General features: G+C 64.1%; 25 protein-coding genes and 3 pseudogenes. 10 read left to right on the forward strand and 18 right to left on the reverse strand.

Going from position 1 to position 22,149, the window contains the following annotated elements; all coding sequences use genetic code 11:
- Positions 1-187: 187 nt before the first annotated feature.
- The gene (locus ACFSC3_RS17100) at positions 188-637 is read right to left on the reverse strand and encodes a hypothetical protein (protein WP_007406364.1); all 450 of its coding nucleotides are present in this window, start codon (positions 635-637) and stop codon (positions 188-190) included.
- A 116-nt stretch (positions 638-753) separates the two neighbouring features.
- Here ACFSC3_RS17100 and ACFSC3_RS17105 point away from each other — a divergent pair, with 116 nt between their 5' ends.
- Both ACFSC3_RS17105 and ACFSC3_RS17110 read left to right on the forward strand, forming a co-directional pair.
- Positions 754-1,167, forward strand: coding sequence for a LexA family protein (locus tag ACFSC3_RS17105; protein ID WP_007406310.1), 414 nt, complete (start codon positions 754-756; stop codon positions 1,165-1,167).
- Positions 1,168-1,172: 5 nt separating this feature from the next.
- Positions 1,173-2,432 carry a Y-family DNA polymerase gene (locus ACFSC3_RS17110; RefSeq protein WP_007406368.1) on the forward strand — a complete coding sequence of 420 codons (1,260 nt, stop codon included), beginning with the start codon at positions 1,173-1,175 and terminating at the stop codon, positions 2,430-2,432.
- 2 nt (positions 2,433-2,434) lie between these two features.
- Here ACFSC3_RS17110 and ACFSC3_RS17115 read toward each other — a convergent pair whose 3' ends face one another.
- The 4 genes from ACFSC3_RS17115 to ACFSC3_RS17130 all read right to left on the reverse strand — a co-directional run bounded on the left by ACFSC3_RS17115 (position 2,435) and on the right by ACFSC3_RS17130 (position 4,807).
- Positions 2,435-2,743, reverse strand: coding sequence for a hypothetical protein (locus ACFSC3_RS17115; RefSeq protein WP_010409222.1), 309 nt, complete (start codon positions 2,741-2,743; stop codon positions 2,435-2,437).
- A gap of 259 nt (positions 2,744-3,002) precedes the next feature.
- Positions 3,003-3,263, reverse strand: a complete 261-nt coding sequence (locus tag ACFSC3_RS17120; RefSeq protein ID WP_021320008.1) for a hypothetical protein — start codon at positions 3,261-3,263, stop codon at positions 3,003-3,005.
- Between the two features lie 306 nt (positions 3,264-3,569).
- The gene (locus ACFSC3_RS17125; protein WP_082731249.1) at positions 3,570-4,136 is read right to left on the reverse strand and encodes a GNAT family N-acetyltransferase; all 567 of its coding nucleotides are present in this window, start codon (positions 4,134-4,136) and stop codon (positions 3,570-3,572) included.
- Complete coding sequence (locus ACFSC3_RS17130) at positions 4,133-4,807, reverse strand: YgjV family protein (protein ID WP_082731248.1); 675 nt, start codon at positions 4,805-4,807, stop codon at positions 4,133-4,135. Before ACFSC3_RS17130 ends, ACFSC3_RS17125 begins: the two co-directional genes overlap by 4 nt.
- Before the next feature lie 471 nt (positions 4,808-5,278).
- Between ACFSC3_RS17130 and ACFSC3_RS17135 the strand changes: the two genes are divergently transcribed.
- Positions 5,279-5,734 carry a hypothetical protein gene (locus ACFSC3_RS17135; protein WP_037569531.1) on the forward strand — a complete coding sequence of 152 codons (456 nt, stop codon included), beginning with the start codon at positions 5,279-5,281 and terminating at the stop codon, positions 5,732-5,734.
- A gap of 65 nt (positions 5,735-5,799) precedes the next feature.
- Here the strand turns inward: ACFSC3_RS17135 and ACFSC3_RS17140 are convergent, their stop codons facing one another.
- Together ACFSC3_RS17140 and ACFSC3_RS17145 are read right to left on the reverse strand one after the other, a co-directional pair.
- The gene (locus ACFSC3_RS17140) at positions 5,800-7,944 is read right to left on the reverse strand and encodes a TonB-dependent receptor (protein WP_037569529.1); all 2,145 of its coding nucleotides are present in this window, start codon (positions 7,942-7,944) and stop codon (positions 5,800-5,802) included.
- Between the two features lie 104 nt (positions 7,945-8,048).
- Positions 8,049-8,339, reverse strand: a pseudogene (locus tag ACFSC3_RS17145) (integrase core domain-containing protein); the annotation flags it as partial.
- Here ACFSC3_RS17145 and ACFSC3_RS17150 point away from each other — a divergent pair.
- The 3 genes and pseudogenes from ACFSC3_RS17150 to ACFSC3_RS17160 form a co-directional block, all read left to right on the forward strand.
- A pseudogene (locus tag ACFSC3_RS17150) lies at positions 8,340-9,296 on the forward strand (Mu transposase domain-containing protein); the annotation flags it as partial.
- Positions 9,283-10,011 (forward strand): IS21-like element helper ATPase IstB, encoded by a 729-nt coding sequence (gene istB / locus ACFSC3_RS17155; protein ID WP_017977237.1) that lies wholly within the window; start codon positions 9,283-9,285, stop codon positions 10,009-10,011. The pseudogene ACFSC3_RS17150 and the gene istB, both read left to right, overlap by 14 nt.
- A 168-nt stretch (positions 10,012-10,179) precedes the next feature.
- A complete protein-coding gene (locus tag ACFSC3_RS17160) occupies positions 10,180-11,070 on the forward strand; it encodes an ABC transporter permease (RefSeq protein ID WP_082746193.1) in 891 nt (296 codons plus the stop codon).
- A gap of 238 nt (positions 11,071-11,308) precedes the next feature.
- On the opposite strand, the gene ACFSC3_RS17165 is transcribed toward ACFSC3_RS17160, so the two are convergent.
- Entirely contained in the window at positions 11,309-11,506 is a 198-nt protein-coding gene (locus tag ACFSC3_RS17165) for a hypothetical protein (protein ID WP_007406878.1), read from the reverse strand.
- Between the two features lie 32 nt (positions 11,507-11,538).
- Here ACFSC3_RS17165 and ACFSC3_RS17170 point away from each other — a divergent pair, with 32 nt between their 5' ends.
- Positions 11,539-11,748: an EAL domain-containing protein gene (locus ACFSC3_RS17170; protein ID WP_206378459.1), complete on the forward strand. Its 210-nt coding sequence runs from the start codon at positions 11,539-11,541 to the stop codon at positions 11,746-11,748.
- A 142-nt stretch (positions 11,749-11,890) separates the two neighbouring features.
- Here ACFSC3_RS17170 and ACFSC3_RS17175 read toward each other — a convergent pair whose 3' ends face one another.
- Together ACFSC3_RS17175 and ACFSC3_RS17180 are read right to left on the reverse strand one after the other, a co-directional pair.
- Complete coding sequence (locus tag ACFSC3_RS17175) at positions 11,891-13,066, reverse strand: zinc-dependent alcohol dehydrogenase (protein ID WP_062127116.1); 1,176 nt, start codon at positions 13,064-13,066, stop codon at positions 11,891-11,893.
- Positions 13,067-13,165: 99 nt separating this feature from the next.
- Positions 13,166-13,465 (reverse strand): diguanylate cyclase, encoded by a 300-nt coding sequence (locus ACFSC3_RS17180; protein ID WP_231902888.1) that lies wholly within the window; start codon positions 13,463-13,465, stop codon positions 13,166-13,168.
- Positions 13,466-13,739: 274 nt separating this feature from the next.
- Here ACFSC3_RS17180 and ACFSC3_RS17185 point away from each other — a divergent pair, with 274 nt between their 5' ends.
- On the forward strand, positions 13,740-15,905 hold the full coding sequence (locus ACFSC3_RS17185; RefSeq protein ID WP_062127113.1) for a catalase: 2,166 nt from the start codon (positions 13,740-13,742) through the stop codon (positions 15,903-15,905).
- Positions 15,906-16,000: 95 nt separating this feature from the next.
- On the opposite strand, the gene ACFSC3_RS17190 is transcribed toward ACFSC3_RS17185, so the two are convergent.
- From ACFSC3_RS17190 to ACFSC3_RS17210, 5 genes and pseudogenes are all read right to left on the reverse strand, one after another.
- Positions 16,001-16,597, reverse strand: coding sequence for a class I SAM-dependent methyltransferase (locus ACFSC3_RS17190; protein ID WP_062127110.1), 597 nt, complete (start codon positions 16,595-16,597; stop codon positions 16,001-16,003).
- On the reverse strand, positions 16,594-17,247 hold the full coding sequence (locus tag ACFSC3_RS17195; RefSeq protein WP_007406874.1) for a PIG-L deacetylase family protein: 654 nt from the start codon (positions 17,245-17,247) through the stop codon (positions 16,594-16,596). Before ACFSC3_RS17195 ends, ACFSC3_RS17190 begins: the two co-directional genes overlap by 4 nt.
- The gene (locus tag ACFSC3_RS17200; RefSeq protein ID WP_062127107.1) at positions 17,244-18,230 is read right to left on the reverse strand and encodes an acyl-CoA dehydrogenase family protein; all 987 of its coding nucleotides are present in this window, start codon (positions 18,228-18,230) and stop codon (positions 17,244-17,246) included. Before ACFSC3_RS17200 ends, ACFSC3_RS17195 begins: the two co-directional genes overlap by 4 nt.
- Positions 18,227-18,721 carry a hypothetical protein gene (locus ACFSC3_RS17205; RefSeq protein ID WP_007406867.1) on the reverse strand — a complete coding sequence of 165 codons (495 nt, stop codon included), beginning with the start codon at positions 18,719-18,721 and terminating at the stop codon, positions 18,227-18,229. The genes ACFSC3_RS17200 and ACFSC3_RS17205 overlap by 4 nt, the downstream gene beginning before the upstream one ends.
- A 159-nt stretch (positions 18,722-18,880) precedes the next feature.
- Positions 18,881-19,528: pseudogene (locus tag ACFSC3_RS17210) on the reverse strand (glycosyltransferase family 2 protein); the annotation flags it as partial.
- Here ACFSC3_RS17210 and ACFSC3_RS17215 point away from each other — a divergent pair.
- Both ACFSC3_RS17215 and ACFSC3_RS17220 read left to right on the forward strand, forming a co-directional pair.
- Positions 19,515-19,601 (forward strand): hydroxyisourate hydrolase, encoded by an 87-nt coding sequence (locus ACFSC3_RS17215; RefSeq protein ID WP_231729964.1) that lies wholly within the window; start codon positions 19,515-19,517, stop codon positions 19,599-19,601. The pseudogene ACFSC3_RS17210 and the gene ACFSC3_RS17215 overlap by 14 nt on opposite strands.
- Positions 19,602-19,650: 49 nt before the next feature.
- Entirely contained in the window at positions 19,651-19,845 is a 195-nt protein-coding gene (locus tag ACFSC3_RS17220; RefSeq protein ID WP_007406887.1) for a hypothetical protein, read from the forward strand.
- A gap of 43 nt (positions 19,846-19,888) precedes the next feature.
- Here the strand turns inward: ACFSC3_RS17220 and ACFSC3_RS17225 are convergent, their stop codons facing one another.
- From ACFSC3_RS17225 to ACFSC3_RS17235, 3 genes are all read right to left on the reverse strand, one after another.
- Positions 19,889-20,536, reverse strand: coding sequence for a TMEM175 family protein (locus ACFSC3_RS17225; protein ID WP_062127104.1), 648 nt, complete (start codon positions 20,534-20,536; stop codon positions 19,889-19,891).
- A 6-nt stretch (positions 20,537-20,542) separates the two neighbouring features.
- Positions 20,543-21,373 (reverse strand): aldo/keto reductase, encoded by an 831-nt coding sequence (locus ACFSC3_RS17230; RefSeq protein WP_062127102.1) that lies wholly within the window; start codon positions 21,371-21,373, stop codon positions 20,543-20,545.
- A gap of 75 nt (positions 21,374-21,448) precedes the next feature.
- Positions 21,449-22,027 (reverse strand): TetR/AcrR family transcriptional regulator, encoded by a 579-nt coding sequence (locus ACFSC3_RS17235; RefSeq protein ID WP_231729962.1) that lies wholly within the window; start codon positions 22,025-22,027, stop codon positions 21,449-21,451.
- Positions 22,028-22,149 lie beyond the last annotated feature (122 nt).

Here is a 22,149-nt window from a genome sequence, read left to right on the forward strand (position 1 = left end):
CGGCGACCCGCTGGCACTGTGTGCCTCTTCTATCTAGCGGAGCAGTGTCATTTCTACTTAGCGCCTACACGCTATCAGAACGATAATATATCTTATGTTAAATCAATGGCTTAGCAGATTTCCGGCATCGTTCTTGCAGAGACTGACGTGGCTTTTTCGCAGCTAAGGCTTGCCAGTCAGTCGCGAGTTAGCCGCGCCGTCGTTCTCGCGCGCGAGCGTGTCGCGGATCTTCGTAAAGATCCTGCAGCGCGCGCAGCCGAAACGCATTCCACCAGCGTTGCCAGCGATGCTCCTCGGCATCGTGGAGCATGTGACATCGCTGGCATAGCGCGGCGAGATTGCGCGGCGCGCTATTGCCAGGATCATGATCCAGATGCGCGCAGGCCAGCACGACATAGGTGATCCGCACGACGTCGAGCGCGAAGAGGTCGCCGACCTTCACCCGTCGCCCCTCTCCCGATCGCCAGCATCGCGCTTCGCTATCCCACCAGCGCCCATCGCCCAGATGCGCGACGTGCCGAAGATGCGGTCGCCGGCAGCGTTCGCAGCGCCCTCCTGCCCGCACGAACCGGATCTGGTCCGACAGCAGCGGCCAGTCGATCGGGTACAGCCAGCGGTTTTCGGGGCGGATCGGCATCCATGACTCTATGAGTCATGCGAAATGAGAACAAAAGGAAAATCTCGTTCCCTTCATGTTCTTATCCAGCATATCATGCGCGCATGTCCGCGTGCGTGATTCCCCTGTCCCAACCGATGCCGATCGCCGATCTGCCGCCAGCGTTTCGCCTGAGGGTGGTGAGCGCGGCCGGCGCTGGCTTCCCCTCGCCTGCCCAGGACTGGGAGGAAACCGCGATCGATCTCGTGGCGCTGCTGCGCCTCGACCGCGCCGCCAGCTTCGTGTTCCGGGTCAGCGGACAGTCCATGATCGACGCTGGAATCTATGATGACGACGTGGTGGTGGTCGATCGCGACGCCACGCCGGTTAGCGGCCGCATCGTCATCGCCGTGGTCGACGGGGGCTTCGTGATCCGCCAGTTGGTCTGGCGCGACGGCAAGCCGGTCCTCGAGGCCCGCAACGCGCGGATGCGCTACGACGCGGTGATCGCGGATGAGAGTGTCGAAGTGTGGGGCGTCGTCCGCGCCTCCGTGCGCAACCTGCAGGGCTGACCGCCATGTGGGCGATCGCTGACGTCTCCAACTTCTATTGCTCGTCGGAGAGGGTATTCGACCCGTCGCTGCGCGATAAACCGCTCATCGTGCTGAGTAACGGGGACGGCTGCGCCATCGCGCGCTCCGAGGAGGCCAAGGCGCTGCACATCAAGATGGGTGCGCCGATGTTCAAGATTCGTGATATCGTCCGCGAGCATGGCATCCAATACCGCAGCAGTTCCTACGAATTGTATGCCGACATGAATCGTCGCTTCAATCAGGTCCTCGCCGAGCACAGTTGCACGGTCGAGGTGTACTCGATCGACGAATCGTTCTTTCGCCTGCCGGTGCTCCCGAACGGCCTGGGCGACGTGGCGGCCGCGCACCGCGTGATCGCGGCCGTCAAGCGTGCGACGGGCCTGCCGATCCGCATCGGGCTTGGCCCGACCCGGACGCTGAGCAAGGTTGCCAACGCCCTCGCTAAGGCGTCGGAGAAGGTCTGGAAGGGCGTGGTCGACCTGCACGACATCGAGCTGCGGCGGCGCCTGTTCGCGCAATGGCCGGTCGAGGAGGTCTGGGGCATCGCGCGAGCGATGACCGAGCGGCTGCGACCGCTCGGCGTCAGGACGACGGCCGATCTTGCCGCCCTCCCCCCGGAGGTCGCGCGCGACGTGGGGACGGTGGTGCTGGAGCGGCTCGTGCGCGAGCTGAACGGCGTCGAATGCACCGATTTCGAGCCGGAGCCGCCCCCGTCCAAGGCGACCGCGGTGACCCGCTGCTTCGGTGAGCCGGTGCGCGAGGTCGCGGCGCTGCGCGAGGCGATGGTGCGCCGCGCGGTCCGCGCGGCCGAGAAGATCCGCGCGCAGGATCTCGCTGCCACCCGCCTGATCGCCTTTGCCCACGGAAGCCGGTTCAAGCCCAACGCGCCGTCCGCCTCGCGCATAGCGCGGCTGTCGCCGGCGACCAATGATCCGCGCGTGATCGGCGGTATGGCGGGCCGCATGGCGGATGTCATGTACGAAACTGGCGGCGTCTACACCAAGTGCGGCGTCATGCTCGAGGGGCTGGAGCCGATGACCGCGCACCAGGCCGACCTGTTCGCGGTGCCCGATCCGCGATCCCCTGCCCTGCTCGCCGCGATCGACGGGCTCAACGGGCGGTTCGGCCGCAACACGATGCGGCTTGCCTCCGAGGGCTTTGGCCAGAAGAGCTACGACACCAAGCGTGCTTTCAAGAGCCCGTCCTGGACCACGCGGATCGATCAGGTGCCGATCGCGCGGTGAGATCAATAGCGATAGCCTGCCTGCCGGCAGGCCGCTGCCAGCTTCATCACTCGCCCATCCTTCGCGCCGTACTGGCGCAACCGTGCGGAATAGCTGTCGCAATAGCTTTTCGCGCGAGCGGACAGTGGCACCCCGTTCGGACCTCGCGCGGTCGCCGCCCCGCCCCGTTCGGCATAGCCACGAGCAGTCGCTGACTGAACCTGGGTGCGCGCTTGCGCGCCCAGATCGACTGCGCCGGGCATGTCCTGCGCGCCGGCAGGGGTCGCGATCGCGAATATCCCGACCGTGAACACAGCAACCAGGCTACGCATTCGATGTTCTCCCTCGAATTTCCGTCAGGCCATCAACGATTTGGCGGCAGCATCGTGCCGGTCGCGGGAGCGATTATGGATGCATGTAGGCGCTTGCAATCGTAGCGGCGTGTGCTCGCAAACGGAGCGATTTTCTGCTCGGATTATCTGACAATGGGCGGAGCAGTCTGCTCACGCTAATTGCCAATGTGCTCGCCATCATCCGGCGCTGCTCGCAGTCATGGTCGCCTGCTCACATTATCTGCCAGCGGGAGTGGCGTCAGCGTGGCACCCGGATGGAGCCGTCCGCGATCCCTTCGGCGATATTTGAGAGCATGACGGCGTAGCGGTGCAGGCCGGGGAAGCGACCGGCGTTTCTCTCGATCTCTTCGCCGTATCCGGCATCGAGCAGCGCCTTGAAGTCCGGCATCACGTCGAACATGCCGCCGAGCAGATCGATATCGGAAGCACCGATCAGCAGCAGGGCATTCGCATGGGCGTCGAGGCGTTTCATCGTCTCCAGCATTTCGGTTTTGGTCATCGCACCCTTTCCGCTTGCGTGGTGTCATCGCCTATTATGCGCTGGCCCTGTTCGCGAAAACCTTCCTTTCTGACGACCTCGCGGGCGGGCCATGACGACAACGCATTTCTGCGGCCCGCCGCTTGTCAGAACTGTTCTGGAAACCTGCTTCGCAAAAGCGCTTGCCGGCTACGGGTTTGGAGAGCCCATTGGCACGGAGCGTGAGCACAACGCCCCGTTTGCAAGCAGCGCCGGTGATGGCGAGCACACTGGCAGATAATTCGAGCAGGACGCTCCCCGCCAGTGGCAGAAAGCGTGAGCAGGAAATCAGGCTGTTTGCGAGCACACGCCGCTACGTGTAGCGCCCGATTCTTTGTTGGCCGCCACCACATCTCCGCACACGGTATAGCCAAGCCGTTGGTAGAGTGCGAACGCCCGGTCGTTGCGAACAGCAACGTGGAAGATCAGGAAAGGTATCCTGCGGCGACGTACCCATTCCTCGGCGGATTTCACCAGACTTGTTCCGAGCCCACGTCCCTGCCACCGTGTCCGGATAGCCAGATTAAACGAGGCAAATTCGGCAGCGCCTTCGATGCACACGCTCCGCACATCTATGTAGCCGACGAGGTCGCCTATGCGTTGCAGGACGAAGATGCCTCGTTCGCCGGCTACGGCGGCGCTCAGCTCCACAGTTGTGCGGCGCAGGAGTTCCCCTCGATCTCGGACATCGAAGATCATATGTTCCGCTTCGCGAGCGAGGGCGATCTTCAAGCGTACCAAAGCTTTAGCGTCGGCAAGGTTCGCCGGGCGTGGCTCGCTCCAACTCCGCTTTCCGCCTACTTGAGCTATCGAACGCGCCGGCGGGAGTGGGGGCGCGTATATCGCCTGTGTCATGTGAAGACTTGGGCTCCCTGTAACGCGCGCGCGCGCTTTGGAATCGCGAGTTTGCCGAGGGATAGGTGACCAGAGCGGAAAGCGTGACGTGGGGAAAGCTGCGTCGGACAGCTTAGGCTGCGTGGCCCGTCCGCTCCACGCTGTTTCCGCTTCCAAAAGGCAAAAAGCCCAAGCAGATTGCCTGCGACAGATACAAGATCAACGGCCAAGGCGAACGGTGCGCCAATGAGAAGATTGTGGGCCAGCCAGAAGGGGGCGGCCACGAGAAAGACCATCTTCATCCGCGTCGTTGATCGCTGGGTCCGTGCCATGAAGGAAGCAGCCCCGCCGCAAGCGGCAAGGCCGGATAGGAGCCCATGCCAGGTCGCCACGGTAAGCAATAGCAGCGCGAGCAACGTCGCGCCGTCGAGCGCGAGCTTGGCAACCCGGTCACGAACCACCAGCGCGACGGTGAGCTGCATCAGGGAAAGAACGCATGCGGCCGAAGCGGTAGGCGCGCCGATCAGCGCGAAGTGCAGCGCGAAGGCGCACGCGCCGGTGCCTTGCACCATGAGCGCTCCCCGGCGCGAGGGTAGGAGCGGCCAGCTCACCACGCAGCCGAGGCCGACGATGCCGAATAGGATCGCAGCTAACCCGGTGCTCGCAAACGTCTGATCGAGGAAAAGCGACATCTATGCTCGCGTCGGGGTTGGTCCGGCTTCCACCGTGAAGGAAGAAGGTTAATGTGACGTTGTTGTCGACCGCTTTCCCATCGCGAGTCCCGGCCACAATGGCATTTGGCTTTTGTTGCGGACTGGTTCATTCTGCGCCTAGGGCGGCGCTCTTCCCTTTGGGTTCCGCCCGTGTTTGGACCAGGACAATGGTGCGTGACGCTTTCAAGCTTCTCGCCATCTCGACGTCGCTCGTGCTTTCTGGCTGTGTCAGTCCGCGAGAAATGGCCGCTCGCCATCGGGCGGCGTGTGCGAGTTATGGCTTCCAGCCTGGAACGGAGAGCTATGCGAATTGCCTTCTTCAGCTCGACGTAGGTGATTACGGCTACGGCCATCACAGGGGTGGCGTGCCGTTGTTTCCTGCCCGGCATCGGGCGCCCGCACCGCCTTTCCCTATCGCCACGCAAGACTAGGGTCGGCTACAGTTCACTGATGCTCCTTCGTCCTCACCTATTGATCTGCGCACTTTCGCTCGGCAGCGCCGCGCCCGTGGCGGCTCAGCAAGCGGTGCCTGCCGCGCCACGAACCGTGGCGGGTGCTTCGAAATTCATCCAGGACATGCTGACCCGCGGCACAGCCGTCGCAAAGCCTTGGCCGGGTTTCGTGCGGAGCAGCAGGATCACGAGCGTAGGAGTGAAAGGTGGTTGCCTCGTTACGCTCACGCTCGCCGACAAAAGCGCCCTCAGCGTGAAACTCGATCAGGTGGTTGCGATCCGACCGCTTTACTCGGCCAACGCGCCCCAGGCGTCGGTGGAGATCAAAGGGGGCGCGCAGCCCTACGAGGGTCTCGATATATTCGTCGGGGACAACGACGCGGTGCGCCGCGTCGGTGATGCCCTGGAGTTCATGCGCCAGTCCTGTGATCCATCGGCGAAGACTGGTTTCTAAACCGGCCAGCGGCGTCTCACCGACTTTTGCAAGGTTCATATGCTCGCAACCGACCAAGTTGGCCGTTATAACCTCATTCTAACCGTCGCGCGCACCGTCGTCGGCGCGCCGGGCATGATGTTGTTGTCGTTGTAGGCGGACGAGAAATAATCGCTGTTAAGCAGATTCTCGACGTTGATTTGCGCCTCGATCTGGGGGGTGAGCTTGAAGAATGCTGCGGCATCGACGCGCGTGAAGGCGGGTAGGATGGCGGTATTGCTGATGGAGGTGAAGCTCTTCGACTGGTGATAGACCCCGACCCCGGCCCCAAGGCGAGGGGTGAGGTCGTAGCGGGTCCACAGCGAAGCCTGCTGTTTGGGAACCAGCGGAACCTCGCGCCCGGCCGGGGCGACACTCGTCGTTTTGCGAATTGTCGCGTCCTGCAGCGCATAGCCCGCGCTGATCTGCCACTGTGCTGTGATCGCACCGCTAAGGCCGAGTTCGAACCCCTTACTGCGCTGAGCACCCGTCAGCACCGTCCGCGCGGCGTCGTTGGGGTCGGCCGCGCGGGTGTTGGTGCGGTCGAGCTGGTAGATGGCGGCCGTCAGGTTCAGCGTGGGCAGGATATCCCACTTGAGGCCAAGCTCGTAGTTGTCGAACCTTTCCGGTTCCAGCGCGGCGCTAGTGATATCGAGTGATGAGAATTGATCCCCCGACTGCGGCAGGAAGGACCGGCTATAGCTGGCGTATATCGAGACAGGTTGCACCGGCTTGAGCACCACGCCCACTCGGGGAGACCACAGGGTGTCCGTGCGGCTATAGCTCTGTGCGGCAACCAGGTCGTCGACGTTGAGCGTGAAGCGGTCGCGGCGAACGCCGCCGATGACATCGACATGGTCGCCGATCGAGATCTGGTCCTGCACGTAGAAGGCAGTGACGTCGGCGTTCGTGCGGACCGACCGGTAGCCGGTGTTGGCGGCGGTGCGCAGCGTAACCGGCGGCACCGTGATCGGGTCGGCCAACCCGACAAAGACGCGCCGCCCCCCATTGACGATATCGCCACCCCCGAAAAAGCCGTTGATCCGCTGGTTGCGCGTGCGCTGGTCGCTAACTTCGAAGCCGGCGAGCAGCACGTGGCGAACGGGGCCGGTGGTGACGGTCCACACAAGGTCGTTCTGGTTGAGCAGGTTCGTGCGCGTCGTGGGATCGCTATACGCTTCGAGGCCGACGCTGCGGACGCCGCCGCGCGGCGTGACCGGGGTTACCGCAAAGGCGTTCCGATAGAGCTTGTCATAATCACCGTACAGGATCCGGCTGGTCAGGGTCAGATTGTCGCTGAAGCGGTGCTCAACGCGGCCATTTAGGACCTTGGCCTCGAAATCGCTGACGTTGAACCCCGGCACACCGAAGAAGGTGTCGCGGACGCCGGTAAGCGGACGTGATGGGCTCGTGAGCGAGCCCTGGACGGCCGAGGGGACGCCTCGGTCGATCGTTCGCTTGTCGCTGTTATATTCGAAGCCCAGATCGATCCGAGTCGCACCGCCGAGCGAGAGCGCGACGGTCGGGTTGATCGCAACCCGGCGCCCGTCATAGAAGTCGCGATTGTTTCGGAACTCCTCGTAAACGGCGTTCATCCGGGTGGAGACGGACTCGCTGAGTGGCTGACTGATGTCGGCGTCGACATACCATGCGCCATATGTGTCCGCCGAACCGCTGCCGCTGATGAAGGCGTTGGCGACAGGGCGCTTGGTGACGCGGTTGATCACGCCCCCGCCGCCGCCGCGCCCGAAGATCATCGCGTTGGGACCTTTCAAAACCTCGATCCTCTCTGCATTGTAGAGGCCGCGATAATATTGCACGTCGTCACGCAAGCCATCGACGAAGAAGTCCGCGGTGCTGCTGTTCCCGCGCAGGATGATCTGATCGCGGTGTCCCTCACCTTGAGAGATTACGGCGCCGGGGACATAGCGTAGTACATCGGCAATAGAGCGCATCGCCTGGTCGTCGATCTGCGTTTCCGTGATGATCGATACCGCTTGGGGGACATCGTTGAGCTCGGTCGGTGTGCGCGTGGCGGTGCTGGTCGCATCGATCTGATAGCCGTCGCGGACGCCGGTCACGATGATCGTTTGCGAGGTGCTGCCGGGGCCCGGCAGGAACTGGTCTTGAGCCATTGCCGGGACGGTGAGCAGCCCGAAGCCGAGTGCAGTTCCAATACCAAGATTTCTCACCGTTGACCCTTTTGCGAATCTCTCTCACCAACGCAATAGGTGATTTGAGAGTGCGTCGCAATAGCCTTCGTGAGCAGCCCCCACCGGGTGGTCCGGGTAGATAGTTAGTGCATTGTCGTCTCCGCCGCCATTGCCGGGCGCAGGTGGAGCGAAGCGGAACCGGAGGCCGGCAATGGCGGCGTCGCCGCTTCTGGTGCGGGTGGGCGATAGCCCAGGCTGCTATGTGGCCGGATGGTGTTGTAGTGGCGCCGCCACGCCTCGATCAGCACTCTGGCCTCGGCGAGGCTGTAGAAGATCTCTCCGTTAAGCAGCTCGTCACGCAGCGAGCCATTGAAGCTCTCGTTGTAGCCGTTCTCCCATGGCGAGCCTGGCGTGATGTAGAGCGTGTTCACGCCGCCTTCTTCGGAGGCGTGCCGACGCGCGGCATCTACGACAACATGAAGACGGCGGTGACGAGCGTGTTCACGGGCAAGGAGCGGGTCTTCAACCGGCGCTTCCTGGTCATGGCCAACCATTACATGGTCGAGCCGACCGCCTGCTCACCGGCGTCGGGCTGGGAGAAGGGTCAGGTCGAGAACCAGGTACAGACCGCGCGCGGCCGCTTCTTCCAGCCACGCCTGCGATTTACCAGCCTCGAGGAGCTGAACGGTTGGCTGGAGGCCGAGTGTCGGCGCTGGGCCGACATGCACCGGCATCCCGAGCGGAAGGAACTGACGGTCGCCCAGGCATGGGCAGCCGAACGGGCGGTGCTCCAGCCTGTTGTCGCGCCCTTCGACGGCTTCCACGAGAGCGAGCATGCGGTAAGCGGCACTTGCCTCATCAGCTTCGACCGCAACCGCTACTCCGTTTCTGCCAGGGTGGTGCGACGTGCCGTTCAGGTCCGCGCCTATGCCGACCGCATCGTCGTGCGCTGCGACGGTGAAGTCGTCGCCGACCATCCCCGGTTCTTTGGCCGGGACCGGACCATCTACGACCCGTGGCATTATCTGCCGGTGTTGGCGACCAAGCCGGGCGCCCTGCGCAACGGCGCACCGTTCCAGGGCTGGGAGTTGCCGCCTGCGCTGTCACGGCTGCGGCGCAAGCTCGGCGCCGGCGACGACGCCGACCGGCGGTTCGTGCGGGTGCTGGCGACAGTGCTCGATGACGGGCTCGAGGCGGTGGAAGCGGCCGTGCGCGAAGCATTGCTGGCCGGCACCGCCAGCGACGACGTCATCGTCAACATCCTGGCCCGCAGGCGAGAACCGCCACGACCGCTAACCATTGTCACCCCCGAGGACCTGGCGCTGCGCCATCCGCCCCGCGCCGACTGCAACCGCTATGACAGCCTGCGAGGTCTCCATGCAGCGGCATGAGATGATGACGGCCATGACCGAGTTGGGGCTGAAGGGCATGGCTGGCGCCTTCGACGAGGCGGTCACCACCGGTCTCCAGCGCAAGCGCACGACCATGGAGGTCCTGACCGACCTGCTGCGTGCCGAGGCGACGCACCGCCATGCAGCGTCGGTCCGTTACCGGATGTCGGCCGCCAGGTTGCCCGCGGTGAAGGACCTCGACGCCTTCGTCTTCGATGACACCCCCATCAACGAGGGACTGGTGCGCTCGCTATACAGCGGCTCGTTTCTTCCGGGCCGGCGCAACGTCGTGCTTGTCGGTGGGACGGGCACAGGCAAGACGCACCTCGCCACCGCCATCACCACCAATGTGGTACGGGCCGGCGCCCGGGGGCGCTACTTCAACACGGTGGACCTGGTGAACCGGCTTGAGGAGGAAACGCGTCTTGGCAAGGCCGGCACGCTGGCAGCCCAGCTCTCCCGGCTCGATCTGGTGGTGCTCGACGAGCTTGGCTACCTGCCGTTCGCCCGCTCGGGCGGCCAACTGCTCTTCCACCTCGTCAGCAAGCTCTACGAGCAGACCTCGGTCATCGTGACCACGAACCTCGCCTTTGGCGAGTGGCCGACCGTCTTTGGCGACCCCAAGATGACCACCGCGCTGCTCGACCGCATTACCCACCATTGCGACATCGTCGAAACGGGCAATGACAGCTGGCGCTTCAAGCACCGCAGTTGACGCCCAGGACCACCGGCAGAGAACGCTTCGCGCTGGTTGCGCCTCCGGTCGGGCTACGCCCGCCCTACGCCGCAACCAGCGCGAACAAAGCGCCCGTCATACCCGTCACGCTGCTCGACGAAGGGGGTCCCTTTTGCACGCCGATAGGGGGTCCTTTTTGGACGCCGATTGACACCCGACATCATGGCGGCGCGTGAAGAAGTGCGCCAACGGCGTGCCTACGGCATTCTCTACCTGTCGAAAGGTCTCGGCGGAGCGGCACTGAAGGGGCGGCCCGGGGCGGGGGCGGCCTTGATCGTCAACGGGGCGTACTTCGTGCGTGCTGAAGGGATCGCCCGCGCGCTAGGCGATGTCGTGAGAGAGCAGGCGGTTGAAGTGACTGGGGCCCTCATCGCTCATCGCAGTGGGTCCGGCGCGACAATCGTCATGCAGCCGCTGTTCAACACCACCGGTGGTTATCGCGACTACGTGTTCCCGGCGATCGCCAACATCATACTTCAGCAAACGTTGCCCTTCGCGTCGGCGCGGCTGATCGCTGAACGACGTCGGCGTGGTGATTGGCAGCGCGACCGGGCAACTGCCCTCGGCACCTGGATAGCGATGACACTGATCGGCATCTTTGCCGGCCTGTTCGTGTTCGGGTTCGCGTTCTGGGTGCAGGACGTGCCACGCACCGGCAATGTGCCCGGCCTGCTGCTCGCCCTTCCTGTGTTCGCGGCCACGGTAGCCGCTCTCGGCCTCGTCGCGGGAAGCCTGTTCCGCAGCGGCGACGATACGTTGAAGCTCCTGATGCCGACCTCGGTGCCGCTCGTCTTCCTGGCCGGCTTCGCATGGCCGCTCGATGAGATGCCGGGCTGGCTAGCGGCGATCGCCTGGTTCTCGCCGGCTACGGCCGCCATGCACCTGTTCATTCGCTTCAACCAGATGGGTGCTTCGATCGCTGAAGCCGCCACCCCGCTGTTGGTCCTGATCGGGTTGATGATCGGATACGGGGCGATCTGGTGCTTCGGTCGATCGCATGCCGGACGCGAGGATCCGACCAGCGATGCGGCGGGCTGATCGGTTGTATGTTGTTACGCAGCCGATGAGTTCGGATACCGCCCCGCCACGAAACACAGGCGACGGAGCGGTACCAATTGCCGAAATACGCCGGCGTCCCCTTTTCACAGACGACCTTGGCAGCGTGCAAGTGCCTCAAGGGTGTCCCACCACCACCTTCGAGAGAGAAGGTGTTGATCGGGTGAGGTGTAAGCGGCCAAACTGGAAAAGCCAAACTTCACGCCCTTCGCGCCGCCCCTCACGACAGCTTCAACATGCAAATCAGCATCAGGCTGATTCCGCCCAAGCAGAGGAGCGACAGCACCACCGCCAGCGTGACCCGTCCGCCAGCCTTGGCGACGGTGCGGATATCGACCCCGAGCCCGAGCGCCGCCATGGACACCACGGTCAGGAACGTCGCGGTATGTCCGATCGGCGCGACCGCGATGGTGGGCACCAGCCCGATCGATCAGTCGTTCGTTTCGAGATCTGGCCGATGACGAGCGTGGACAGGCGCTTGTCCGATCGATGATCACGCTGTCGCACGATCTCGGCTACCGGGTCGTTGCCGAGGGCGTCGAGACCGCCGCAGCCGCGGCGATCCTGGCCGAGTTGGAATGTGAGGAGGCGCAGGGTTACTATTTTGCCCGTCCGATGGAGGAAGAAGCGCTGCGGCTATGGCTCGTTGCCTCTCCGTAAGAATCATCCGTTGCAGCCTGACTGACACCTAGATCTGCCGACATACTTGGTTGCAAGCTGATCGACACCGCCGCTGAACATAATCCACAGCGGCGGCGGCGATCGGCATCGATGAGCGTCCTGTTCCCGGTTGTTCCGCTAATCAGCCGTGCGGCCGCATGACAACCTTGATTACACCTTCCTGCTTGTCACGGAACTTCGCGTACATCTCGGGCGCGTCCTCAAGACTGGCCGGATGCGTGATCACAAAGCTGGGATCGATCTCGCCCGCGACGATCTTATCCAGTAGCGGCTTGGTGTAACGTTGCACGTGGGTCTGCCCAAGCTTGATCGTTAGTCCTTTGTTCATCGCTGCACCGATCGGAAGCTTGTCACCCATCCCGACGTAGACGCCGGGCACGGAGACCGTGCCGCCCTTGCGGCAGCTCATGATCGCCTGCCGCAGGACGTGGACGCGATCAGTGGCGAGCATCATGCTTGCCTTCACCTTGTCCATGACCGCGTCCGCCGCCCCGTGCGCGGCCGCCTCGCAGCCGACAGCATCGATGCAGCTGTCGGGGCCCCGGCCCTTGGTTCGCGCCTGCAGCTCGTCATAGACATCGGTTTCGGCGAAGTTAATTGTCTCAGCGCCACCGGCCTCCGCCATGGCGAGTCGCTCGGGCACCTCGTCGATCGCGATCACGCGGCCGGCGCCCATCATCAGCGCGGAGCGGATGGCGAACTGGCCGACCGGACCGCAGCCCCAGATCGCGACGGTGTCGCCATGCTCGATCTGCGCATTCTCGGCGGCCATGTAGCCGGTCGGGAAGATATCCGATAGGAAGAGAGCCTGCTCATCGGTAACGTTGTCGGGAATCTTGATTGGACCGACATCCGCCATCGGCACGCGGAGATACTCCGCCTGGCCGCCGCAGTAGCCGCCCAGCATGTGGCTGAAGCCGAACAGCCCGGCGGGCGAATGGCCCATCGCTTTGGCGGCCATATCGGCGTTCGGATTGGTCCGATCGCAGGCCGCAAACAGACCCTTCTTGCAGAACCAGCAATCGCCGCAGCTGATCGTGAACGGCACGACGACACGGTCGCCGATCTTGAGGTTGGTTACCTCGGACCCGAGCGCCACGACCTCGCCCATGTTCTCGTGGCCGAGGATATCGCCGGCTTCCATGGTGGGCTGGTAGCCATCCAGCAGGTGAAGGTCCGACCCGCAGATCGCGCAGGCGGTTATTTTGATGATCGCATCGCGCGGGTGCTTGATCTCGGGATCCGCAACGGTGTCGACGCGGACATCGCCTTTACCGTGCCAGCATAGTGCGCGCATGTCGTTTCCTCATCTGAGTGGATGTCCCTGTCGTCAGGGCCATGTCTATGACGCTCAACGCCTTGAGCCGCGGCATGGGTCCCCGTCCATTTGATTCGTTTACATCAACGAGCGGCCGTAAAACGGCCGTACGGCCAGCGGGTTGAACGCAGACGGCATGCCCGGCTTGAAAGCCAGCAAGATAATGAAGTGGGTCGCCCAGGCCGTGCAGCCGGCCGACACGATGGTGACAGGTTCCCACAGGCTGCGCGTCTTCCGCCCTGAGCGTACGGCATGGTCGGCCAGGGCAAAGGACGCATAGATACCGCAGAGGCAAACCAGGCCCGCGAGCAGCACCAACCACGGATCGTGGTCGTGCCAGACGCAGTCGAAAACCTGTACGACCTGGGAGTACATCATGCTCGGCTAACGGCAAGGCGTTAAGACATCCTCAACCGGTCCATATCGGCTTTCCCTGGCTGTGATCCAGGACCAAGGAAGCCGCAGTCGGGTTCTGCGCAGCCATGAACACTTACGTTGCCGAGCCCGCGCCTGTCGTCCGAACCGGCGACCATGCTCGACTGACATAACTTGATTTCGCTCCTCCGGGTCGGTTCCCAGTCGCTACAAAGATTTATGCCTCGCACCGCCGTGGCGCTGGTGGCATTAAGGGCATGATCGGAGGATTACGTCCATGGCACGCAAGAGCATCAAAAGCGCGGTGAAACTCAAGGGCGAGACGGCCAAGAAGGCACCGCCGCTGCCGGCGGGTGCCGACCAGCCGACGAACTATGCCGAGCAGCAGGGCCATGGCGGTGAAACCCGCCAGACGACCTCGGACGCGGCACTTACCATGACCACGCAGCAGGGCATCCCGATCGCAGACGCCCAGAACAGTCTCAAGGCGGGTCTGCGGGGCCCCACGCTGCTCGAAGACTTCATCCTCCGCGAAAAGATCTTCCATTTCGATCACGAGCGCATCCCGGAGCGCGTCGTCCACGCACGCGGCTATGGCGCGCACGGCGTGTTCGAACTGACCGACAGTCTGGCCGACTACACCCGCGCCGACGTGCTGAGCACGGTCGGGCAGCAGACCGAGGTGTTCGTCCGCTTCTCAACGGTAGCGGGCAACAAGGGCTCGCGCGATCTGGCGCGCGACGTGCGCGGCTTCGCCGTCAAGATGTACACGAAGCAGGGCAACTGGGACATCGTCGGCAACAACATCCCGGTGTTCTTCATCCAGGATGCCATCAAGTTCCCCGATCTGGTCCATGCGGCCAAGCAGGAGCCCGACCGGGCGTTCCCCCAAGCGCAAACCGCACACGACAATTTCTGGGATTTCGCCAGCCTCACCCCGGAAGCCTGGCACATGATCATGTGGATCATGTCCGATCGCACGATCCCCCGCTCCTTCCGCACGATGGAGGGCTTCGGCGTCCACAGCTTCCGCCTGGTGAACGCGGAAGGCAGGTCGACCTTCGTCAAGTTCCACTGGAAGCCGCGCCAGGGGCTCCAGTCGGTGCTGTGGAACGAGGCGGTCAAGATCAGCGGCGCCGATCCCGACTATCATCGCCGCGATCTTTGGGAGGCGATCGAGAGCGGTGACTTCCCGCAATGGGATCTCGGCGTCCAGCTGTTCGATCAGGAAACCGCCGACAAGCTTCCCTTCGACCATCTCGACTCGACCAAACTCATCCCCGAGGAGGACGTGCCGGTCCGCATCGTCGGTACGCTCACGCTCAATCGCAACGTCGACAACTTCTTCGCCGAAACCGAGCAGGTCGCTTATTGCACGCAGAACATCGTGCCGGGCATCGACTTCAGTGACGACCCGCTGCTGCACGGCCGCAACTTCTCCTATCTCGATACCCAGCTGAAGCGGCTCGGCAGCCCGAACTTCACCCACCTGCCGATCAATGCCCCGCGCTGTCCGGTGATGAACTTCCAGCAGGACGGCCACATGGCGATGCGCAATCCGAAGGGGCGCGTGAACTATGAGCCGAACAGCTGGGGCGCGGAAGGCGGTCCGCGCGAGAACCCGGAGATCGGCTTCACCAGCTTCCCCGCCGAGGTTCAGGGGACCAAGCAGCGGATTCGGTCCGAAACCTTTGCCGATCATTACAGCCAGGCACGGCAGTTCTATCTCAGCCAGCAGCCGATCGAGCAGAAGCACATCGGCGACGCGCTGGTGTTCGAGCTGTCGAAGGTAGATCGTGTCGACATCCGGGCCCGGGCGGTCAGCCACCTGCGCAACATCGACGAGGATCTCGCCGCTACCGTCGCGGACGGGCTCGGCCTCGACCTGCCGGACGCCGCCAAGGCGGCCAAGCCGACGCTAGACCTGCCGACATCGTCGGCGCTCTCGATCGTCGCCAACGGCCCGGCGAATTTCGCCGGGCGAAAGATGGGCCTGCTGCTGACCGATGGGTCGAGCGCCGAGCTGTTCAATGCGCTGACCAGGGCGCTGGAAGCCGAAGGCGCGGTCTGGGAGGTGGTCGCGCCGAAGATCGGCGGGGTCACGCTCGACGACGGCACCAAGGTCGCGGCCAAGCAGAAGATCGACGGCGGACCTTCGGTCCTGTTCGATGCCGTCGCGGTGCTCCCGTCCGAGGAGGGGGCTGCGATGCTCGCCAAGGATGCGGCCTCCAAGGACTTCGTGGCGGACGCGTTCGGCCACTGCAAGTTCATCGGCTACACCGATGCAGCCGCCACGTTGTTCGACGCTTCTCGGGTGCCGGAGCTTGACGATGGCTTCGTAGCCCTAAGCAAGAGCAAGGACGTCAAGGCGTTCGTCACGACCTGTCGTGACCTCAGGTTCTGGGCTCGGGAGATGAAGGTCGATCTCGACGCGGCGGCCTGACGACCCTGGCGGGAGCGGCAGGTGGACGTCCTGCCGCTCCACTTACCGGCGAGCTTTATATCGCACGGACATAGGACGCGCTGCCTCGCTCGCGTTCAACGGGATCGGGGCACACCGTTGTCGCGAGCCGCGATAACGACCCAGCGGCCGGTGCGGCGGGCGGTGCGAACCGTCCAACAACGCCCGGTCTCTGCGAGGAACCGTGCGTGGATCCCTGCCGCATGCTGGACGAAATCGTAGAAATCAATCCTGTGGTGCGCGAGCACGATGATGCCGCCTGGGCGCAGGCGAGCGGCCATCTGACGCGCAACCCGGGCCATGTCTCGCGCTGAGAGGTAATACAGGACCTCGGCGATCACGATCACGTCATAGACGAGACGTGGCGGTCGACCGGGGAGCACGAGCAGCGATGCGCACGCACGAGGCCAGGCGGCAACGGCGCGTGCCGTCAGGTCGACCCCCTCCCTCGTGCCCTCGGTCGCATCGAGGCGCAACGCCATCCTCGCGATCGCGGCACTGTTGGATCCGTTGCCGCTGGCCAGCTCCAGCACCCGTCCGACCGGTCGGTGACCTATCGCGTGCAGGATCGCGGCACGCTTCACCGCCTCGTCACGGGCGGTGAAGGTGCGCCAGGGATCGTCGTCGCCGGCGAACTTGGCGGCGAACCCGGCAAGATCGATCGGGCTCGTCACTTCGAACCCGGCCGGTAGCGCTCGACCGGACGAGCAAAGGCCGCAAGCTCGTGTCTCGCGATCGTGAAGCCTGCTGGGTCATCGGAAACGGCGCCGAGCTGCGTCCGGTAGACGCGGATCAGGGACCGTTTCACCGAAACTCCCCCGGGCACAGCGATGCGCCATGCCGGTCCGGACCTGTCCGGGCGAGGCGGCCACACGCGGTAGGTCAGCCGACTGGCGCCACCCGGGCATCCGGCTACGGCCGCGGCTACGGCGCGGTGATCGGGATGGTCGTCATCGCAGGCCGGTCCGACGATGAGATCGAGATCCCGGCATCGTGCGACCTGGCGGCGCAGCGCGCGATAACAGCGCCCCGGGATCGAGGGCAACTGGCCATCGGGCAAATTGAGGAACGAGACGTCGCCAGCAACGATGCCGAGACGACGTAGCGCATGAAGGCTCTCACGCTGGCGAGCCGCGACCAGTCGCGTCCTCGGCCATTTTCGGCTGCCCCGGTGAGATGCGGCACCATCGGTCACGACCGCAACCCGGACCCGAGCTCCATGGCGGCGAAGCCGCGCAATGAGGCCTGCCGCGCCGATGACCTCGTCATCCGGGTGCGGGGCGATCACCAGCGCGACACGCACGTTTCGCAGCGCGATCTTCACAGGATGGGGTCGAGGATGTGCTCGGCGACAGCTTGGCCGACGCGAAGGCGATGCGCATCGGGCGCAGGCTGGCGCAGGTACACCATGAGATCGGCGATCTTTGCCGCCAGCGGATGCGACAGGAACAATCCCTGCAGCCCCACCGCCTCCTGCGCGATCGTGAGGGCGCGCTCGGCAGAGCCGGCGATCGATAGCCGCGCAGCGGACACCCGGGCGAGGCGTTCCGCATCCGTCCCGCTGAACCAGGCGTCCGCCGTGTCGCGGATGCTCGCCGCTGCACCCTGGGCAAGCAGGAACAGGTCGGCGAGGCGCGATGCCTGGAACGGATCGGAAGCGCGCTCGTGGGTGGTCAGGTGGTCACGCACTGCATCGAGCAGGCCGGCGATGCCGCCGGCATGAACCGCGGCGAAGCGCAGCGCGCCTCCGCTGAAGAACGGCTCCCGCGCATAGCTGCCGGGCTCGCCGATACGGCCGTCTTCACCGATCACAGAGCCGGACCAGCGTACCAGATGTGTCTCCGAGCGCTGCATGCCGATCGTCTGCCACCACTCCCGATCGATGGCAGGCGGATCGGCCTCGAGGTCGAGCAGGAGCAGCTGCGGTCCGCTTTCGCTATCCGCGGTTACCAGCGCGTGAGTCAGTATCCCCGCCCCCGATGCATAGCCCTTGCCGCCGGTCAGCCGTCCGCCGGTAAGCACCAGCGGCTCACCCGGCAGGCCCGCATTCCAAATACCCAACGTCGCTCCCGCAGCGATGCGCGCCCGCAACGCAGCGACCTGGGACGACGTGCCGTATCGAAACACGATCTGCACCGCATCGACATGCCCCTCAAGCAGGCGCCCGATGGGGAGATCCCGGCGTCCCGCAGCGTAAAGAGGGCGGAGCAGGTCCAGATATGCCTTGGGCGTCGTCGGATCGCCGGCGGGATCGGTCGCCCACCCCGCCGCGACGATCCCATGACGCAGAGCTCCGGCCGTCGTCATACCGCCTGCTCGCAAAGCTGGTTCTCGAGCGTTGCCAGGGCATGCTCGGCCTCGACGAGGGTGACGTCGGGTATATCGGGCAGCGCCGGCACGACACGCATGGCGAACGCCTCTGCGTTGGGGCAGTCGCGCGCGACGCCGATCACATGGTCACCGGTCAATCCGATACGGTCGCCGAAGCGAGCTGCGACAAAGGAATCGGGGAGCCCGGCCCAGATGCGGCGCGCCTCCGCCTGCTGTCGGTATTGCCATGCCGCCCCTCGGGGATGCGGCATTGAGGGTGCCCCGTGATGGTCGATGGCACTGAGCGCAGCCGCCATGCCGCCCGGCGCCCGGCCGAGCCGCCGTGAGGAGGTCGCAACCACCATGCCGGGATCGCGGCGCACGCGAAACCCGGCGCGCCCGGCATCGTCGAGCAGGGCGGCGTCCTCGCCGCATGGCACCGGCTGGAAGCCACCCAGTGCCTGATAGGCTCCGGGTCGGAAGGCCATGTTGGCGCCTCCCGAGCAGTGGGAGCCGGTCGGACTGTCCCACGGAACGGGGTCGACCGATCGTCGGTAGGCGTGAAGCCGATCGAGGTAGCGCTCGACCCTCCCCTGCACCGGATCCCGCTCCGCTGCGATCCGGACGATTCGCCCGGCGACAAGGTCGGCCGAGGCCAGGCCCTGCAGTGCCGCCCTGACCCAATCGGCACGGGGCTGGCTGTCGGCGTCGGTCGTCAGGAGAATACCGTGGGGCGTGCTCGTCGCATGATGCAGGCCGAGGGCGATGGCGGCCCGGCGGGCACGACCGGCATTGGCATCAGGGCACGGGTCTCCCTGAGCCACCGTGAACGGAAGGGCCATGCGACCAGCATGCTCGAGTATTACCTGCTCGCTCGCATCCGAGCAATCATCAAGGAGGAAGAACACGGCAGCCTCGACGTCGCCCAGGTCCAGTCGCCCGATCGCCTCCAGCAACTTCGGTAACGCAGTCTCCTCGTTGCGGACCGGAACACAGATCGCAGCTGACACAGGTCGCAACGGCACCCCCACCATCAGTTTCGCAGGACCGGCGACCCTGCCTTGCAGGACTGTAGGTGATAAACGCCGGTTTCGATAGCTGCTCGCGGTGATGCAAGATGCCAGATCGTAATGCAGGACTACAGGTTTGCTCGATTTCGACCGAGAGATCGGCGTCGGGTAGGTAGCCGTCGCGGTTCGCGCCGGGCATCTACAGACTGCAGTTCGACATGTCGGGCTACCCGAACGGAAAGCGGCGCCATTCTTCCCCGAGATCGAGCTCGTGTTCCGCGTCATCGATCCTGCCGCGCACTACCATGTCCCCGTCGTGGTCAGCCCCTACGGCTACTCCACCACCCGGGGCAACTGACCACCAATCACGCCTCGATCCCTGCCTCGAACATCGGCTTGTATAGCTCGTGCTCGAGCGAGCGCAGGTACCGGTCGAGGCGGTCGACCAGCGCTGCGACGTCCGCAGCACTCCGCTTGGGGTGAAAGGCCTAGGCGAGATCGGCATCGTCGGCACCGCCGCTGCGATTGCTAACGCGATCTATCACGCGACCGGTAAGCGGGTGCGGTCCCTGCCGATCACGATCGATAAGATCCTGGATTGATTAGCCGATGTGAGCATCCGCCTCGCCGGGTCTATAGCCGGTCTCAACCATTCTCCGGTTCTTGGCCTGGCTTGTAGCTGGGCTTTGCTGGCGGAACGATATAGCTCAACGTAACGATCCCCGCGACGATCAGTCCAGCACGCCAATTCCAGATTGCCAGGGCAAAGGCTGCCCAATAGGCTCCGGCGGTGACGGCGAATTTGAGGGTTGTTCGCCTGAGGTAGGCGTCTGTCAGGCGCTGGTCTGGAAGCCCCCTCGCGGTTGCATAGACCCAACGCACGAACCACCACGTCGCCGGCGCCGCTGCCACGCCCAGATAGGCCAAAACGGCGGTCTTGCTTTCCGCGTCACCGCCGAGATGCTCGATGAGCGGCCGCGCAGGAAATGGCGTGATGCTGACAGCGGCAAGAAAGCCGATGCTGAGCAGATTGTAGCCATGATCGGTTTTTTGCAGAAGCTTGCCGGTGAAGTGGCTGGAAGCCCAGTAAAGACCGATCAGGATCACGCTAAGGGCGTAGGCGGCATATTCCGGTGCCAGCTTTAGGTATGCCGCTGCCAGGTCGCCGTCAGTCGGCTCTGGTGCGTGTAGTTCGGTCACCGGGAGGGTGATGGCAATTGCCAGCACCGCGTCCATGAATGCCTCGAGGCGGTCCGATTTCCGTTCGGTTGCTTTGAAAGACGATGTCGCCATCTGACGCTACAGCATTTCGAGTGGGCGACGGCCCGCTGGCCGGGGAAATGCCGCATCGAGTGTCGCAAGGTCGGCGTCGGAGAGGACGATATCTGCGGCAGCGCGGTTCTCCCGCACATGTGCAATCGAACTCGCTTTCGGGATGGCGATAAGGCTATCGTGGCGCAACGTCCAGGCAAGTGCGACCTGCGCAGGGGTTCCGCCAACCTGGGCCGCTACTTTGTCGAGGGCGGGATGGCTTGAGAGGCGTCCCTGCTCGACGGGACTATACGCCATCACTGGCACGTTGTGCTGTGCGAGCCACGGCAACAAGTCCAACTCAGGGCCTCGACGGACGAGATTGTATAGGATCTGATCGGTCACGCAGCCATCCCCGCCGGCAGCGACAAGTTCGCCCATATCGTCGGTATCGAGGTTGCTGACACCCCAATGCCGAATCTTTCCTGCCGATTTCAGCGCCTCCATTGCCTCTATCGTCTCAGCGAGCGGCACCGATCCACGCCAGTGGAGCAGGTAGAGGTCGAGCCGATCGGTGCCGAGCCGCTTCAGGCTCGCCTCGCACGCACCGGCAAGGCGGAAGCGCGATGCGTTCTGTGGATACGCCTTGCTGACGAGGAACAACTGGTCGCGACGATCGCCGAGCGCTTCGCAGATCAGCGTTTCCGCCGCACCATCGCCATACATTTCAGCGGTATCGATGAGCGTCATGCCCAGCTCGACACCGGTGCGCAGCGCGGCGATCTCATCGGATCGCCGTTCGGCACGTTCGCCCATCTTCCAGGTGCCTTGACCCATCGAAGGAACCACTTCCCCGCCGGGCAATGTCACGTGTTTCATGTGCTTTTGTCCTATGAGATGAGTTCGACTGTTCGGTCGCGGGAGGCGGATTGGCAGATGACCACCATGTAGCGATCATATCGCGGCCGGCCATCGATCGAGTGCCATTTTGGCGATGGAGAGCAGTTCGTTGATCGTAGCGCCGTCGCGCGCCTGAACGGACATGCCTTCCATGACCGTATTGATGAATTTGCCCAGCACGGCCGGATCGGAGTTGGCCGCAAGCTCGCCCTGCGCGGCGCCGCGTTGCAGACGCTCGATCAGGAGGGCCTCCGCCGCGATGCGCTTGTCGCGCAGCAGGCATTCGATGGCGGCGGACGCCGGCGAAACGGCTGCCGCTGCCGAATACATGAAGCAGCCGGCCGGCGTTTCAGGTTCCGAGAATGATGACGCCGCTCGTTCCAGCAGGCCTTTGACGGCCTCGTAGGTGGACAATGCCGGATCGTTGATGGGTGCATAGAGGTGGACGCTGAACGTCGCGGCGTAGCGCTCGATCACCGCCGCAAACAGCCCCGCCTTGTTGTCAAACGCTGCATAGAGACTGGCAGCGGCGACGCCAGTCTCCGCCACCAGATCGGCCATCGATGTCGCTTCGTAGCCGCGCTGCCAGAACAGCCGCACCGCCTTGTCGAGCGCAGCGTCAGTGTCGAACACACGAGGGCGACCTGCGCGGCGACGGGCTTTCGTCTCTGTCATCTCTGGTGCATGATATGGAACGATCGATAAATAATATCTTGAAACGGGTGGTCTTCTCCCTTACAGAACGATCATTCAAT

The sequence above is a fragment of the Sphingomonas floccifaciens genome (genome assembly GCF_042681125.1).
Classification (GTDB): Bacteria; Pseudomonadota; Alphaproteobacteria; order Sphingomonadales; family Sphingomonadaceae; genus Sphingomonas; species Sphingomonas floccifaciens.

Excerpts from the sequence above, each read along its gene's own strand:
- ACFSC3_RS17225 (WP_062127104.1), bottom strand. The coding sequence starts at position 20,536 with ATGGCGACATCGTCTTTCAAAGCAACCGAACGGAAATCGGACCGCCTC.
- ACFSC3_RS17200 (WP_062127107.1), bottom strand. The coding sequence starts at position 18,230 with ATGACGACGGCCGGAGCTCTGCGTCATGGGATCGTCGCGGCGGGGTGG.
- ACFSC3_RS17120 (WP_021320008.1), bottom strand. The coding sequence starts at position 3,263 with ATGACCAAAACCGAAATGCTGGAGACGATGAAACGCCTCGACGCCCAT.
- ACFSC3_RS17125 (WP_082731249.1), bottom strand. The coding sequence starts at position 4,136 with ATGACACAGGCGATATACGCGCCCCCACTCCCGCCGGCGCGTTCGATA.
- ACFSC3_RS17205 (WP_007406867.1), bottom strand. The coding sequence starts at position 18,721 with ATGGCCTTCCGACCCGGAGCCTATCAGGCACTGGGTGGCTTCCAGCCG.
- ACFSC3_RS17130 (WP_082731248.1), bottom strand. The coding sequence starts at position 4,807 with ATGTCGCTTTTCCTCGATCAGACGTTTGCGAGCACCGGGTTAGCTGCG.
- ACFSC3_RS17105 (WP_007406310.1), top strand. The coding sequence starts at position 754 with ATGCCGATCGCCGATCTGCCGCCAGCGTTTCGCCTGAGGGTGGTGAGC.
- ACFSC3_RS17110 (WP_007406368.1), top strand. The coding sequence starts at position 1,173 with ATGTGGGCGATCGCTGACGTCTCCAACTTCTATTGCTCGTCGGAGAGG.
- ACFSC3_RS17175 (WP_062127116.1), bottom strand. The coding sequence starts at position 13,066 with ATGCGCGCACTATGCTGGCACGGTAAAGGCGATGTCCGCGTCGACACC.
- istB (WP_017977237.1), top strand. The coding sequence starts at position 9,283 with ATGCAGCGGCATGAGATGATGACGGCCATGACCGAGTTGGGGCTGAAG.
- ACFSC3_RS17185 (WP_062127113.1), top strand. The coding sequence starts at position 13,740 with ATGGCACGCAAGAGCATCAAAAGCGCGGTGAAACTCAAGGGCGAGACG.
- ACFSC3_RS17230 (WP_062127102.1), bottom strand. The coding sequence starts at position 21,373 with ATGAAACACGTGACATTGCCCGGCGGGGAAGTGGTTCCTTCGATGGGT.
- ACFSC3_RS17100 (WP_007406364.1), bottom strand. The coding sequence starts at position 637 with ATGCCGATCCGCCCCGAAAACCGCTGGCTGTACCCGATCGACTGGCCG.
- ACFSC3_RS17135 (WP_037569531.1), top strand. The coding sequence starts at position 5,279 with ATGCTCCTTCGTCCTCACCTATTGATCTGCGCACTTTCGCTCGGCAGC.
- ACFSC3_RS17115 (WP_010409222.1), bottom strand. The coding sequence starts at position 2,743 with ATGCGTAGCCTGGTTGCTGTGTTCACGGTCGGGATATTCGCGATCGCG.
- ACFSC3_RS17180 (WP_231902888.1), bottom strand. The coding sequence starts at position 13,465 with ATGATGTACTCCCAGGTCGTACAGGTTTTCGACTGCGTCTGGCACGAC.